Genomic DNA, 14,615 nt, shown 5'->3' with positions numbered 1-14,615 from the left:
AACACCCACCAAAAAAAACACACCCACCCCCCCCCCACCCCCCCCTCCCCCCCCCCCGACAGCCCCTACAGCAGCAACAGTCCTACAGCAGCAACAGCCCTACAGCGTCGGCACCAGCACCGTCATCAGTTCGCCCGAGCCCAGGTGCACCAGCGCCTTGCCCGGCGTGACCTGCGTCGAGACCGCCGACCGCGGCAGGCTCGCCCCGACGAGGTCGCCGTCGAACCGGTCCTGCGGGCTGAGCAGCGCGCCGCGCCGGCTCTTCTTGACGTCGACCTGCCAGCCGGAGAACCCGCTGGCCACCTCGGAGGCGTTGCCGCCGAGGATCAGGCCGCGCCGGTTGTCGGCGGCCGTGCGCAGGTACGCGCGCAGCCAGGTCTTCGCCGGCGCGTCGGCGACCAGCTCGCCGTCGTCCACGACGAGCACCACGGGCTCGCCGTCCGGGTCGAGGTGCGGCGCCAGCTCCTCCTCGGTGAGCTCCGTGCCGGTCAGGACCGCGCGCACACCCTCGCGGCCCTCGAAGTCACGCAGGACGCTCGGGCGCGGCGCCAGGATGACCACCTCGGTACCGCCGCGCAGCAGCGACTCCGTCATGACGGCCAGCATCGTGGACCGCCCGGACTTGGACGGGCCGCCCACCAGGAACGCGGGCGCGTCCCCGGCGAGGTCCATGCCGAACGCGGTCAGGTCGTCGCCGCCGACGCCGAGCAGCGCCCACATGGGCTGCGCCGCCTCGGGACCGACGTACTGGTACGCGGCGTCGACCGTGATCGTGGAGGGCAGGTCGTCCACGCGGAACGGGCCGGTGCCGGGCACCACGTCCTCCCGCTCCCGGATCGTGGCGGCCATGAGGCGCGCGGCGCTGGTCTGGGCGCGGCCCGACGGGTCGTCGCCGAGGATCGCCACCTGCACCTCGAGCCCGCTGCCCGACCGGAACGCGCGGCCCGGCTGGATCTCCTCGGGCAGCTTCTTGTGGTCGATGCCCACCATCCCGTAGTCGAACTTGTCGGTGAGCCGCAGCACGAGCGCGTCGTCGGTCAGCACGCTCATCCGGCTGGAGAGCAGGCTGCGGTCGCCGGACACCAGCAGGTGGATGCCGGCGCTCGCGCCGTCGCGCAGGAGCTCCTGGACGATCTCGACCAGCTTGCCGTTGTCGACCTCGCCGTAGGTGCTCATGAAGCTCTCCCACCGGTCGATCAGCACGAGCACGCGCGGCAGGCTGGTGCCCGGCTCGGCGAGCTCACGCTGCTCGGTCACGCTGGCGAAGTTGCCGGCCGCGAGCACCTGCTGGCGTCGCCCGAGCTCGGCCTGCAGACGGGTGAGCAGGCGCTTGGCCCGCTCCGCCTGCCCGCGCTGCACGACGGCGCCCGTGTGCGGCAGCTCGTTGAGCACCGTCAGCGCACCGTTGCCGCAGTCGATCGCGTACAGGTGCAGGTCGGCCACCGACATCTGGCTGGCCGCGGCGAAGGCGCTGGTCCGCAGCACCGTCGAGCGGCCGCTGCCCGGCGCGCCCACCACGTAGCGGTGCCCGAACTCGTCCAGGTCGATCTGGGCGGGACCCTGCCGCTGGTCGGACGGCGAGTCCTCCAGCGCCCAGGCGAACTGCGACGGCGCGCTGGACTGCACGAGGTCGTCGAACGGCAGCAGGTCCGGCAGCGCGGGCAGCCACGGCCGCCGGGGGTCGTCCCAGCCGCCCACGCGCGCCGTCTCGCGCAGCGTCTCGACCAGCGCCGCGAGGTCGGTCTCGATGTCCTCGCTCCGCTTGACCCGGGGGCGGACGGGCGCCGGGGCCCCGAGGTCGGTCACGGAGATCCGCGCCACGAACGGCGCCTCGACCTGCCCGACGTCGGACAGCGACAGGCGCCGCCCGCCCACCCGGGCGGACTGGAACGGGACCAGCGACGAGTGCCCGAGCCGGGCGTAGGCGCGGCCGGGCTGCGACTTGGCGATCTCCGCGGCCTCGTTCGCGTCGATGACGTCCTTGGACTCGCTCTTGTCCGTCATCCGCAGCGCGATGCGCAGGTTCGTGTTGGCCCGGATCTCCGGGGAGATGACGCCGGACGGGCGCTGCGTCGCGAGGATGAGGTGGATGCCGAGCGAGCGGCCCCGCTGGGCGATGTTGACGAGGCCGGTGACGAAGTCCGGCAGCTCGCGCACCATGGAGGCGAACTCGTCGATGACGATCATCAGGCGCGGCAGCGTGGGGCCGACGTACCCGCGGCTCTGCGCGTCGAGATAGTCCTCCAGGTCCTTCGCGCCCGCGGCGGCCAGCACGTGCTCCCGGAAGGTGAGCTCGGCACGCAGCGAGTCGAGCGCGCGCTCCACCAGGTGGGTGTCGAGGTCGGTGACCATGCCGACGGTGTGCGGCAGCTGCTCGCACTGGCTGAACGCCGCGCCGCCCTTGTAGTCGACCAGCACGAAGTTCATGGTCTCCGGCGTGTTCACCACGGCGAGCGAGGCGACGACGGTCTGCAGGAACTCGGACTTGCCGGAGCCGGTCGTGCCACCCACCAGGGCGTGCGGCCCGTCGCGCACCATGTCGAGCACGAACGGCCCGTCCAGGGAGACGCCGACGACGGCGGCCGTGCTGCCCTTGCCGGTGCTCGAGATCATCCGCCACCGGGCCACCATCTGCTCGGCGTCGACCTCCTCGATGTCGAGCACCTCCACGAGACGCGCCGAGTCGGGGATCAGGCCCTCGCCCTCGCTGGCGGTCACGTCGTGCACCGCGGCGACGGCGCGGGCCACCGGCTCGTACCAGTCGTCGTTCACCTCGTCGACCAGGATGGTACGCAGGTCGTCGGCGTCCTGCCGGCGCAGCGTCATGCCGCCGTCCACGCGGGCGAGCGCCACGACCGTGCACTCCTCCGGGAGCATCTGCTCGTCGCCGTCCAGGCAGACGACGCTCACGCCGACGCCGGGGCCGTCGCGCAGGATGGACACGACGCCGGGCAGGGCGCGCAGGCGGCGGGCGCCGTCGAGCACCACGACGACCTGCGGGCCGGACATGACCTTGCCGCCACCCCCCTCCATGGCGGCGCGGCGCTGCGTGATCAGGGAGTTCACCTCGGCGACGCGGGCGGCGAGCGTGTCCGTCGTCGTGCCGATGAGGGCGACGGCCTCCTGGCCGAACGCCGGGCGGGCGTGCGGCAGCCAGGCCGCCCAGGCCCACTCCGGCACGTGCTCGGAGCTGGTCAGCACGTAGACCTGCACGTCGCGCGGGCTCTGCAGCACCCCGAGCTGACCCACCATCCACCGCGCGCGCCGGCGCGGCCAGTCCCCCGGGCCCGCCAGGCCGACCACGCCGGCCTCCTTGAGCGACACGGTGACCGGCACGGACCGGACGGTCGCGCGGGTCTTGCGGCGGTGCTCCGGCTCGGCGCTGTCCTCGACCTCGACCTGGCTGGTGGCGTCCGCGAGCCCCAGCCGGACCGTCAGGTGGTCGGCGTCCGTGCTGCGGCGCTCCCACAGACGGCGCGTCGGCGTGGTGGCGATGAGGCGCAGCTCCGCGGCCCCCGGGCTGGAGACCCGGCGCCGGTGCTGCTCGCGCCGCACCGCGTCCAGCACCTCCTCCTCCAGCGCGGCCCGCTCCTCGGCGTGCTGCTTGAGCCGATCCTTGTGCGTGGTCACGCCGTTGCGCTTGGACATCCACCAGTTGCCCCAGCCCATCAGCGGCGAGGCCAGGGCGAAGAACAGGTAGTACGGCTGCTTCAGCACGATCGCCATCACGATGCCCAGCACAGCGGGCATCGCCATGCCGAGCCACGGCAGCGGGTTGCGGCTGGGCGCCGACGGCTCGGCCGGCAGCCGGAAGTGCGTGGCGGGCATCGGGGGCAGCAGACGGGGCGGCCGGTTGTAGTCCAGGTGCCCCGGCTCGCTCGCGGGCCGCAGGTCGGCGTCGGGCCGCGTCGCGGGCTGCACCGTCAGCACGCTCGGGCCGATCCGCAGCTGCGTGCCCGCGGGCCACGGCGCGTCCTCCTCGCCCAGCGGGTCCTCGGACCGGTCCAGGTGCACCAGCCGGCCGACCGAGCGCGGGTCCGGCACGCGGCGCACCCGCACGGCGCCGTCCAGCCCCACGACGACGGCGACGGCGGCCAACCCGCCCTCGCGCGGCTCGTCGACCCGGACCCGGCCGTCGGGGCCCACCTGCAGGATGGACTCGCCTACCCCGAGGCGGACGACGGCGCCGGTGCCGGTGCCGCCCGTGACGCACAGGTCGACGGGGCCGCCCGAGCCGGCGCTCCCCAGCCCCGGCTCGGCAAACGTGACGACGACGCCGTCCCGGACGCCGGAGTCGGCGACGAGCAGCTCGGCGTCCGGGCCGGTCGCGACGGCGGCGCCGTGCACGGAGCGGTCCTGCACCCCGTAGCCCTGGACGGCGCGGCCGTCCACGTACATGGTGCTGCCCCGGGGCGCGCCCACCTCGGCCGCCAGCCGTTCGGCCAGGTCGGCCGCCTTGGTGCGCTCGTCCAGGTCCAGGGACAGGAGCGTCTCGCGCGCGCCGTGGCGCACGGTGATCAGAGCGTGCATGTCATTCGCCTCCCCGCCGCACGGCGGTCTGCTCGTCGAAGCGCACGTCGGGCAGGAACCCGCTGCGCAGCCAGCCGTCGTCGCCCGCGGTAAAGCGCCACTTCGCGGACGGGGCCTGGCCGAGGACGATCACCACCCAGGTGAACTCCGGGCTCGCGAACCGGGCCGCGAGCAGGTCCTGCTGCGCCGCGGACGGCGCCTGCGACAGGACCAGCACGCCGCCGTCGCCCACCTCCAGCTCGGGCAGCACCTGCTCGATCCCCGCCAGGTGCTCCACCTGCTCGGGCCGCGGCAGGCCGTTGCCCACCATGACCACGCGCGGGTCGTTCGACCACGGGTTGCCCGTCAGCTCGCCCAGCCACCGGCGCAGCACCTCGTGCCGCACCCGGGTGGGGCCGTCCAGGCTGATCACGCCGCGGGCCACGGAGAAGTCCACGAGCACCCGGCCCGTCTCCCCCATGCCCAGGTTGACCAGCCGCGCGAACCGGGTGGTCGGGCTCTCGGACGCCGCCCCGGACTGGAGCTTCGCCAGCGGCGCGGACCAGCTCTGCCCGTCCTCGCTCACCTGCCACGGGGCCGGGGCGGGCGAGGCCGGGTTGGTCAGCCGCAGCCGCAGCGAGCCGCCCTCGATGAACACTCCGGTCGTGCCCGGTACGTCCAGGCCGTCCCGCTCGCAGGCCGCCATCAGCACCCGCAGCGCACGGTCGACCGTCCAGGCCGCCGAGGTGTCGGTGCGCAGCAGGCTGTCGTCGAACGGCTCGTGCCGCTTGCGCCGGCGCACCAGCCAGAACGGCACCAGCCCCAGGAGCCCGAGGAGCACCAGCCCGCCGACGACCAGCAGGATCGGGACGACGGGCACGGAGAAGCCCGCGTCCGCGGCCCCGGCCACGTCGCCGGTCGGCGCCGGGGTCGGGGTCGGCTCGAGCGAGGGCGTGGCCGACGGCGAGGGAGACGGCCCCTCGTACCCCGGCAGGGGGCCGAACTCCAGGCCCTCGCCCACCGCGTCCTTCGGCATCCGGAGCACCCAGCCGGGCGTCAGGGTCCTCGGGTCGGTGAGGTACTCGCCGTCGGGCTGCCGGTGCCCCTCGGTGAGCGCGGCGATCTCCGGCCAGCGCTCCCGGTCGCCCAGGAACCGCTCCGCGATGTCGTTGAGCTTCTCGACGTTGTCGTCGGGCGTCGCCCGGACCACGTAGTACAGCACCGAGCCCGGCGGGCCGCTGCGGCTCGGGACGGGCGTCGGCGTGGGCGTCGGGGTGGCCTCCACCTGCTGTGTCACGCTCGGCTTCGGGTCCGGCTTCTTCGGGGACGGCGACGGCGACGGCTTCGGAGGGGGGTCACCGAAGACGCGCAGCTCCCAGATGGAGTTGCCCGCCTCGCTCACCCGCGAGTCGGAGTACATCCGCAGGTAGCGGCCCTCCCCGAGGATGTCGAGCACGTCGGTGCCGCCGTCGCCCGCACCGGACCAGTGCGTCTCCCAGATCTCGCCGTCGTCGGACAGCTCGATCCGGTAGCTGGTGGAGTACGAGACCTCCCAGTCGATCTCGACGCGGTGCACGACCGTGCGTCGCCCCAGGTCGATCCGGATCCACTGGGGGTCGCTGAAGGAGCTCGACCACCGGGTGTTCGGGTTGCCGTCCACGGCGTTGCTCGCGAGGTGCTCGTTGTTCTCGAGCGACGACGACAGGGCCGGCCTGCCCTGCGAGAGCAGCACCGGGTCCTCCGCCGCCCGCGCCGGGGTGACCCCCGGGAGGACGGTGCCGACGAGCGCGACGAGCAGCGCTGTCACCAGGGTCGTCGCCAGGCAGAGGCGCGCGACCCTTGTCAGTCGTTCACTCACCGGCCCGACGCACCGCCGTCTGCTCCGTGTAGCGGACGTCGGGCAGGAAGCCGCTGCGCAGCCAGCCGTCGTCGCCGGCGGTGATCCGCCACTTCGCCGACGTCGACTCGCCGAGCACGATGACCACCCAGGCGAAGCGCGGGTCGGCGAACCGGGCGGCCAGCAGGTCCTGCTGCGCCACCGACGGCGCCTGCGACAGCACGAGCACGCCGCCGGCGGTGGCGTCGAGCTCCGGAATCACCTGCTCGATCGCCGCCAGGTGCTCCACCTGCTCCGGCTGCGGCAGGCCGTTGCCGACCATGACCACACGGGGGTCGTTCGACCACGGGTTGCCCGTCAGCTCACCCAGCCAGCGGCGCAGCACCTCGTGCCGCGCGCGGGTGGATCCGTCCAGGCTGATGACGCCGCGGGCGCGGGCGAAGTCGACCAGCACCCGGCCGGTCTCGGCCACGCCGATCGTGACCAGGCGAGAGAACCGCGCGGTCGAGGCCTCGCTGGCGGGCGCCGCCTGCAGCCGGGCCAGGGGCGCCGACCAGCTCTGGCCGTCCTCGTTCGCCACCCACGGCTCGGGCGCCGGGGAGACCGGGCCGGCCAGCCGCAGCCGCATCGCGCCGCCCTCGATGAAGACGCCGGTGATGCCCGGCACCTCGACGCCGTCGCGCTCGCACGACGCGAGCAGCACGCGCAGGGCGCGGTCCACCATCCACGACGCCGACGTGTCGGTGCGCAGCAGGCTGTCGTCGAAGGGCTGCGCGCGGCCGGAGCGCGAACGGCGCACCGCGTAGACCACGAGGAGCACGAGGGCCGCCGCGACCACGGCGAGGCCGACGCCGATCAGGACGGGCTCGAGCCCGGACCCGCCGGTGGACTGCTCGTCCGCGCCGCCCGCGCCGTCAGCGCCGGCCGGGTCCGTCGCCTCGCTCGGGGCGTTCGCCTCGGGCGCCGCGCTCGGGCCGGGGAGCGGGCCGTTCTGCAGGCCCTCACCCTTGGCGTCCTCCGGCATCTGGAGCACCCAGCCCACCGTCACGACCGCCGGGTCGGTGAGCTTGCCGCCGTCGGGCTGCGTGCGGCCCTTGTTCAGCTCGAAGATCTCCGTGTTCCGCTCGCCGTCGCCCAGGAACCGCTCGGCGATCAGGTAGAGGTACTCGGGCTCGCCCTCGGGCGTCTCCCCGATCACGTAGTACGGGACCGACGGCGCGACCGACGCCTCGGGCGAGGCGCTCGGCTCGCCGGCGCCGTCCGCGGGCCCCGTGGGCAGCACGCCGGTCTCGACGCCCTCCCCCGCGGCGTCGTCGGGCAGCTGCAGGACCCAGCCCGGCAGCAGGACGGTCTCGTCGACCAGGGCGTCGCCGTCGGGCTGCGTGCGGCCCTTGTTCAGCTCGAAGATCTCCTTGTACCGGTTGCCGTCGCCGAGGAGGCGCTGGGCGATGTCGAACAGGAACTCCTGCTCGCCCTCGGGCTTGGCCGGCACCACGTAGTACTTGACCTTCTCGCCGTCCTTCGTGCCTGTGGCGGGATGGTTCGTGGCGGGATGGTTCGTGGCGGGGTGGTGCGCGGCAGGGCCGGCGTGGACCGCGGTAGGGGCGGCGCCCACGAGAACGGGACCCGTGGTGGCCGCCTGTGCGGCGGCCGCGAGAGGAACCGTGACGGCTGTCGTGAACAGGGCCGCCGCTGCGAGAGCGGCGGCGATGCGGGGTGCGTGCTGCACAGTTGCTCCGTCTTCAGATGTGTCGCGCTCCAGGTGAGCCGCGTCAGTCAGGGGTGGTGCGCCGGGTGGTTCAGGCCCGGGTGGTGCGCCGGGTGTTCAGGCCCGGGTCGCTCAGGAGGATCGCTCAGGAAGGTCGCTCAGGCCGAGCCGGGAACGCTGCGCTCCGGCAGCTTGAGGGGGTTCGTGCCGGGGCCGGCCCAGCGGAACGTCGTCATCACCGCGTCGAAGAAGAGCACCATGGCCTCGGCCAGCCGCTCCGTGTTCTCGCTGTTCCAGATCGTGGTGAACGACAGCACGAGCCACTCGCCGTCGGCCTCGTCCCGGGAGACCGCGTACAGCACCTGCCGGGTCGACAGCTCCAGGTCCTCGTTCTTGACGCCGTGCTCGGTGTGCACCACGCGGACGCCGGGGCGTCCGTCGATCTCGACCAGCTCGCTCTGCTCGTACCCGTCGCTCAGGATGCTGGTGACGATCCGGGTCGGGTCGGTGCCGACGTCGCTGACCACCTCGATCTCCGCGATCGAGCCCGGGACGATCACGCCCTCCATGGGCTCGGTCGGCAGGTAGACCGCGCCGGTGCCGGCGTCGCGCGCCTGGCCGAGCGTCTTGTGCAGCTCCTCGCGCAGCATGCGCCGGAACGGCTCGGCCTTGTCGCGGGGCAGGGAGTCCGGCAGGGACCGGGCGACGACCTGCTCGACGGCCTCGTCCAGCTCGCGCTGGCGGCCCTCACCCGTCGGGAACCGGGCCCAGCCGGGCGGCAGGAGCATCACCCAGGCGTCGGTCGGCTTGCCGCCCGACTGCCCGGTCCCCGGGGACTCGCTCGCGGGGTTCTGGCTCGCGGGGCTCTGGCTCGCGGGGCTCTGGCTCGCGGGGTTCTGGCTCACAGGATTTTCGTTCACGGGACTCTCGCTCACGGTTCGCTCCGGATGATCTGCACGGCCGGCAGCAGGCCGACGAGCGTCTCCAGGATCGTGGGGACGAGCACGAGGTCCTGGCTGCGCCAGATCAGGGCCGTGTCCACCACGGCCTCCGGGTGCTCGGTGCGCCGGCCGACGGCGACCGTCACCCAGGCACCGCCCGCCTCGTCGATGTCCACGCGGGTGACCTGGATGCCGTCGCCGTCGGGCAGCTCGGGGTACTCGATGCTCGGCGGGTTCACCGGGTTGCCGCCGGTCGCGCCGAGCACGGTCATCAGCGCGTCGTCCGACTCGTCCGGGTCCATCATGCCGACGGTGACGAGCACCGGGACGGGGCCGCGGTCCAGCAGGCCGAGGCCCGCGATCGCGCGGGCGCCCTCGGTCGCCGCCTCGTCGGCGAACGCCACCAGGCTCGCGACCGTCTGCGTCAACGAACCACGCACGAGCTCCACGTGTTCGGGCTGCGCCGTCCCGCCGTCCGCCTCCTCCGGGAGGAACGACGTGAGCAGGAGCTCGACGGCCTCTCCCTGCCACGCGCCGACCGTCTCGGCGGGCTCGGTCACCGTGGAGGGCACGACCAGCCAGCCGGCCGGCGGCTCGATGGTCCAGGTCCAGTCCTGGACGGCGACGCCGCTCATGCCGGCCCCCTACGTCTCGTCGCACACGGCGAAGTCGCAATCACTGAATCGGCTCCTGGGTCAGGTGGTGAGGTGGTTGTACTCGTAGTCGGTCTCTCCGGTCCAGTCCCCGCGGTGGTCCTCGCCGGGGAAGCTCGTGGGCGGCACGGCACCCCAGAGACCGCTGATGAGACCCGACAGCATGGCGCCCGGGCCGGCGACGTAGATCCACGGCTTGATCGTGAAGTTCGCGCCCCAGAGACCGAGCAGGCTGAGCTCCTTGAGCCCGCCGAGGCCGAGCGCGCCGCTCAGCGACCAGGACTTGATGGGGGCGACGATCGAGGCCCAGCCGGGCAGCTTGGTCGAGATCATGATCGAGATCTTCTGGATCGCCAGGGGCTTGATGATGAAACCGCCCAGGGTGCCGATGAAGGTGGTCGAGCCGCCCTTGCCGGCGAGCACCGCACCCTGCGCCGCCTTCACCGACGCCGTGATCGACTTCGCGACCACCATGCCGACGCCGGCCGCCGCGACACCGATGACACCGAGGATGACGCCCATCCAGCTCGCCTCGCCCTGGGCCGCGAGCACGATCGAGGCGACCAGGCTCACGACGCCGACGATCAGGCCGGCCAGCGCCAGCGCCCCCACCCCGGGCAGGAGGATCGCGAGCACCGCGAGCGCCATGCCGATGTAGCCGAGGATCTCGACCAGCCCCTTGAGGAACTTGTTGAACCCGTGCACGAAGGCTTCCCAGCCGCTGTGCTTGAGCCCGTCGTCGCCCCAGTTCTCCTTGATCTTGGCGGCTGCCCGCTCGGCGGCCGAGTCGAGGGCCGACATCGCGGCGACGGCGATGGCCTTGGCCGCCGCCAGCTCGCCCTTCGCGCCCTCGATCTTGTTCGCGCGGTTCTGGGACTCCTGCTTCTGCTGCTCGGTGAGCGGCGGCGCGTCGTCCGGCCGGTCCGCGTTCACCGGGTCCGGCATGCCCTCGGCGCCCTTCTGGGCCGCGGCTGCGTCCTCGGCCTTCGCCAGGGCCTTGCCCGTCTCCGAGCGCGCGCTCTCCAGCTCGGGGCGGTAGCCCTCCAGGGCCGCGCGGACGTCGTCGTACCGACCCGCGGCGGCGGCGAGGTGCTCGTGGCTCTCCCCGGCGCGTCCCCGCATGGCGTCGGCCGCCTCGCCCTTGAGCAGGGTCTCGTCGCCGTCGCCGATCTTCTTGAGGAGCGCCGCCTGCGTGGTCATCATCTCGGCGATGTCTTTGTAGTGCTTGATCACCGCATCCAGACCGGACGCCTCGGCCGGAACAGGGTCGTCGTCGTAGTCCAGCAGATGCCACTCACCCACGCGGGCGGCGCTCATCCGGCCTCCTCATAGTTTGGGCCTGGTCGCGCCGTCCGGCGGCGACCAGGTCTTCGGGTCTTTCGAGCCTCGGGTCCGTCGGCTCAGCTCTCGGGCGTGAGCGACTTCTCCAGCTCGATCTCGGTGTCGTTCCAGGTCTCGGCGGCCTTCTCCATCTTGTCCTGGAGGTCCTTGAGGTTTTCCTGGAGCTTCTCCCGCTTGACCCACCAGCTGTCGACGAAGTCGCCCATGGCGTTCTTCACCGTCCTGTGACCCCAGAGGTCGCCGTCGTCCCAGAGCTCTTTCATGTTCTCGAGCTCGTGGAGCACCGACTTCAGCTGCTCGGCAGCTTCGTCGACGGCGATCGAGGTAACGACGAGGTCGGCCATCCGACGACTACTTGTTCAGCGCGTTGGCGAGTTCCTCGTCGGTCTTGCGGAGCGCCTCGGCGGCCTGCTTCAGGTACTCGCCGATGCCCGTCAGACCCTCCATGACCTGCTTGCCACCCTTGTCGAGCTCCTTGTAGGACTCGTCGAACCGCTTGGAGGACTTGTCCGTCACGTAACCGTCCTGCACCAGGTTCTCGACCATGGTGCGCAGCTGGTCCAGCTTCGCCTGCATGTCGTCCGCCTCCTGCTTCATGCGCTGGGAAGCGTCCTCCATCTGCTGGAAGGTCACATTGATGTTGGCCATGATCGGTCCTCTCGGGTTGCCTCGTGGAAAACAGGGCGATCGTACATGAACCGGACACCCCTGGGGTGAATCTTCGGGTAATCCCTTACGCGGATCCGGGGACCCTCCGTTCGGGCAGGTGCACGGGGTTCGAACCGGGTCCGGTCCAGCGGAACGTGGCCATGACGGCGTCGAAGAACTCGACCAGTGTCTCGGCCAGCCGCTCGGTGTCCCGGCTGCTCCAGCTGGTGCCGAAGGACAGCACCAGCCAGTCGCCCGCCGCCTCGTCCCGGGAGACGACATAGGTCACCTCACGCGTCGAGCGTGCCGGCCGACCGCCCTCTCGGTGCACATCGTGCCCGGTCCGCACCACCCGCGCACCCGGACGTCCGTCCAGGTCAACCACCTCGCACGTGTCGTGGGTCCGGCCCAGCACACGCTCCGCCAGCTCGGCAGGGCTGCGCCCCACCTCGCCGAAGAGCTCGGTCTCGGTGATCGACGCCGGGACGGCGATGCCTGCGATCGGGGCGGTCGGGAGGTACACGGCGCCGGTGCTGGTGTCGGTGTCGGCGCCGGTGTCGGCGCCGGTGCCGGTGCTCGTGCTGGTGCTCGTGCCGGCGAGCGCCACGCGGAGCGCGGCCCGGAGCAGCTCCCGGTGCGCCGCGACGCCGGTGTCCTGCGGACCGCCGCCGAGCGCCCGGTCCTCCGGCAGCGCGCGGGCGACCACCTCGTCGACGGCGGCGTCGCGCTCCTTGCCGCGCCCCTCGCCGAGCGGGAACCGCGCCCATCCCGGGGGCAGGAGGAAGGCCCAGGTGTCGGTCGGCCCAGCGGTGGGCCCCGCGGTCGGTCCTGTCGCCTGCCCCGTCACGACTCGGCCCGGTCGATCCGCACGGCGGGCATGAGCTGGTCGAGCAGCTCCACCATCGCCGCGCCGAGCACGAGGTCCTGGGTGCGCCAGACCAGCACCGTGTCCACCACGGCGTCCGGGTGCTCGGTGCGCCGCCCCAGTCCCACGCTCATCCAGGCGCCGCCGGACTCCTCGCCGATGTCGAGGCGGATCACGCGCACCCCGTCGCCGTCGGGCATGTCGGGGTACTCGACGGCGGGCGGCGCCGCGGGGTAGCCGCCCGTCGCGCCCAGCGCGGCCATGAGGTCGTCGTCGGGCGTCGCCGGGTCGCTGATCCCGACGGCGACGAGCACCGGCACCGGGCCGCGCCCCAGCACCCCGAGGGCCGCCACGACGCGGTGGTCGCCGGGCGCCATGCCGTCGGCGAACTCCCGGAGGTTCGCCACCGAGACGGCGGCCAGCTGGTCGAGCTGGGCGCGTGCGTCGTCGTCCAGCTCGACCGGCGTGCCGGACTCGTCAGGTTCGGGCTCGAGCGACTCCCGCACGACCGCCGTCGCCCCGCGCTCCCAGGCGGCGAGGTCCTCGGCCGCCCCGGCGATGCCGCCGGGAACCTCGAGCCAGCCGTCGGGCAGGTCCAGCCGCCACTCCCAGGACGACGCCGGGCCGCTGGACGTGCTGGAGGTGCTCGTCTCCGGTGTCGTCACAGGCCCGTCTGCTCCGAGTAGAGGCCGCTGTAGTCGGCGTCGCGCCAGCCGTCGAGGCTCCAGCGCGGGTCGGTCGGGTTGAAGTTCGACGGGTTGATCAGGCTGAACGGCCGCATGGACCACCCGAACGTGTAGGAGATGGGGCCGATGTACATCCACGGCTTGATCGCGAACCCGGTGATCCCGAGCTGGCCGAGGGCCGCGTTGATCTTCTGCACGTCCTTGATGTCGCTGATGCCGATCAGCCGGTCCCAGCGCCACGGGCCGCCCTTGACGGCAGCCAGGAACCGGCTCGAGTCGTTCTTGAACCACGCGCCGAACTTGCTGAAGTCGCCCTTGACCCACGCGTTCGGCTTGCCGATCTGCCACCAGCCGGGTGACACGCGAGTGGTCTGGATGAACTTGCCCCAGTTCGTGAACGGCTTGATCGCGGCGCCGAGCTTGCCGGTCATGAACCGGTCGAACGGGCGCATCGGGTTCTTGGAGTAGATGGCCAACCGGCTCGCGAGGCTGTTGAGCTCCTTGATCGCCCCCGGCGTGAACTTCACCTTGGAGCCGAGCTGCGCGGCCTGGATGGTCTTGAGCGAGCCGGCCATCTTGGCCGCGACGCCGATCAGGCCGAGGCTGAGGATGCCGATGATGACGCTCAGCCAGCTGCCCTCGCCCTGCACCGCCAGGATGAAGCTCGCGGCGACAGAGACCACGGTCGCGATCACGCTCAGCAGCGTGAGCATGCCGAGGCCCGGGATGAGGATGCTGAGGATCGCCAGCGCCATCCCGATGTACATCAGGATCTCGACCAGCTTCTTGAGGAACTTGTTCAGCTTGTGCAGGAACGCTTCCCAGCCGCTGTGGTGCAGGCCGTCGTCGCCCCAGTTCTCCCGGATCTTGTTCGCGGCGGCGGTTGCCGCGGCGTCGAACTTGACCATGGCCGCGCGTGCCTTGGCCTTTGCCGCCTCCAGGTCACCCTTGGCCTCGTTGATCTTGCCGCTGCGGCTCTCGGACTCCTGCTTCTCCTTGTCGGTCAGCGGCGGGGCGTCGTCCGGCCGGTCGGCGTTCACCGGGTCGGGCAGGCCCTCGGCACCCTTCTGGGCGGCGGCCGCGTCCTGGGCCGCCGTCAGTGCCAGGCCCGTCTCCGAGCGTGCGTACTCCAGCTCCGGGCGGAAGGTACGCAGCGCGTCCCGGATGTCGTCGTACCGGCCGGACGCCTTGTTCAGCGCGTCGGCGCTCTCCCGGGAGCGCTTGCGCATGGCGTCGGCGGCCTTGCCCTTGAGCAGGGTCTCGTCGCCGTCGCCGATCTTCTTGAGCAGCTTGGCCTGCGTCGACATCGCCAGCGCGATGTCCTCGTAGTGCTTGATCACCGGGTCCAACCCGGCCACGTCGGCCGGGACGGGGTCGGAGTCGTAGTCGAGCAGATGCCATTCCCCGGCCCGGGTGTCGCCCATCCT

11 protein-coding genes are annotated in these 14,615 nt (G+C 72.5%); all 11 read right to left on the bottom strand.

Annotated features, from left to right (window positions below):
• Positions 1–99: 99 nt before the first annotated feature.
• The 11 genes from ACFV9Q_RS00310 to ACFV9Q_RS00260 all read right to left on the bottom strand — a co-directional run bounded on the left by ACFV9Q_RS00310 (position 100) and on the right by ACFV9Q_RS00260 (position 14,612).
• Entirely contained in the window at positions 100–4,530 is a 4,431-nt protein-coding gene (locus tag ACFV9Q_RS00310) for an FtsK/SpoIIIE domain-containing protein (RefSeq protein WP_377232623.1), read from the bottom strand.
• Position 4,531: 1 nt separating this feature from the next.
• On the bottom strand, positions 4,532–6,367 hold the full coding sequence (locus tag ACFV9Q_RS00305) for a discoidin domain-containing protein (protein WP_377232622.1): 1,836 nt from the start codon (positions 6,365–6,367) through the stop codon (positions 4,532–4,534).
• Entirely contained in the window at positions 6,360–8,075 is a 1,716-nt protein-coding gene (locus ACFV9Q_RS00300) for a LysM peptidoglycan-binding domain-containing protein (protein ID WP_377232621.1), read from the bottom strand. Before ACFV9Q_RS00300 ends, ACFV9Q_RS00305 begins: the two co-directional genes overlap by 8 nt.
• A gap of 137 nt (positions 8,076–8,212) precedes the next feature.
• The gene (locus ACFV9Q_RS00295; RefSeq protein WP_377232620.1) at positions 8,213–8,959 is read right to left on the bottom strand and encodes a hypothetical protein; all 747 of its coding nucleotides are present in this window, start codon (positions 8,957–8,959) and stop codon (positions 8,213–8,215) included.
• Positions 8,960–8,985: 26 nt separating this feature from the next.
• Positions 8,986–9,630, bottom strand: a complete 645-nt coding sequence (locus ACFV9Q_RS00290) for a hypothetical protein (RefSeq protein ID WP_377232619.1) — start codon at positions 9,628–9,630, stop codon at positions 8,986–8,988.
• Positions 9,631–9,690: 60 nt separating this feature from the next.
• Complete coding sequence (locus ACFV9Q_RS00285; protein ID WP_377232618.1) at positions 9,691–10,965, bottom strand: hypothetical protein; 1,275 nt, start codon at positions 10,963–10,965, stop codon at positions 9,691–9,693.
• Between the two features lie 83 nt (positions 10,966–11,048).
• Positions 11,049–11,333, bottom strand: coding sequence for a hypothetical protein (locus tag ACFV9Q_RS00280; protein ID WP_377232617.1), 285 nt, complete (start codon positions 11,331–11,333; stop codon positions 11,049–11,051).
• Between the two features lie 7 nt (positions 11,334–11,340).
• Positions 11,341–11,637 (bottom strand): WXG100 family type VII secretion target, encoded by a 297-nt coding sequence (locus ACFV9Q_RS00275; protein WP_377232616.1) that lies wholly within the window; start codon positions 11,635–11,637, stop codon positions 11,341–11,343.
• A gap of 85 nt (positions 11,638–11,722) precedes the next feature.
• Complete coding sequence (locus ACFV9Q_RS00270) at positions 11,723–12,484, bottom strand: hypothetical protein (protein WP_377232615.1); 762 nt, start codon at positions 12,482–12,484, stop codon at positions 11,723–11,725.
• Positions 12,481–13,167, bottom strand: a complete 687-nt coding sequence (locus ACFV9Q_RS00265) for a hypothetical protein (RefSeq protein ID WP_377232614.1) — start codon at positions 13,165–13,167, stop codon at positions 12,481–12,483. Before ACFV9Q_RS00265 ends, ACFV9Q_RS00270 begins: the two co-directional genes overlap by 4 nt.
• Entirely contained in the window at positions 13,164–14,612 is a 1,449-nt protein-coding gene (locus ACFV9Q_RS00260; RefSeq protein ID WP_377232613.1) for a hypothetical protein, read from the bottom strand. The genes ACFV9Q_RS00265 and ACFV9Q_RS00260 overlap by 4 nt, the downstream gene beginning before the upstream one ends.
• Between the last annotated feature and the right edge of the window lie 3 nt (positions 14,613–14,615).

This window comes from Promicromonospora sp. NPDC059942, assembly GCF_042731755.1.
GTDB lineage: Bacteria > Actinomycetota > Actinomycetes > Actinomycetales > Cellulomonadaceae > Promicromonospora.
This window is presented reverse-complemented; position numbering and strand designations above follow the sequence as displayed.

Bases quoted from the DNA above. Each gene is read 5' to 3' on its own strand.
- ACFV9Q_RS00310 (WP_377232623.1), bottom strand. From the start codon at position 4,530: ATGCACGCTCTGATCACCGTGCGCCACGGCGCGCGCGAGACGCTCCTG.
- ACFV9Q_RS00290 (WP_377232619.1), bottom strand. From the start codon at position 9,630: ATGAGCGGCGTCGCCGTCCAGGACTGGACCTGGACCATCGAGCCGCCG.
- ACFV9Q_RS00285 (WP_377232618.1), bottom strand. From the start codon at position 10,965: ATGAGCGCCGCCCGCGTGGGTGAGTGGCATCTGCTGGACTACGACGAC.
- ACFV9Q_RS00280 (WP_377232617.1), bottom strand. From the start codon at position 11,333: ATGGCCGACCTCGTCGTTACCTCGATCGCCGTCGACGAAGCTGCCGAG.
- ACFV9Q_RS00275 (WP_377232616.1), bottom strand. From the start codon at position 11,637: ATGGCCAACATCAATGTGACCTTCCAGCAGATGGAGGACGCTTCCCAG.
- ACFV9Q_RS00260 (WP_377232613.1), bottom strand. From the start codon at position 14,612: ATGGGCGACACCCGGGCCGGGGAATGGCATCTGCTCGACTACGACTCC.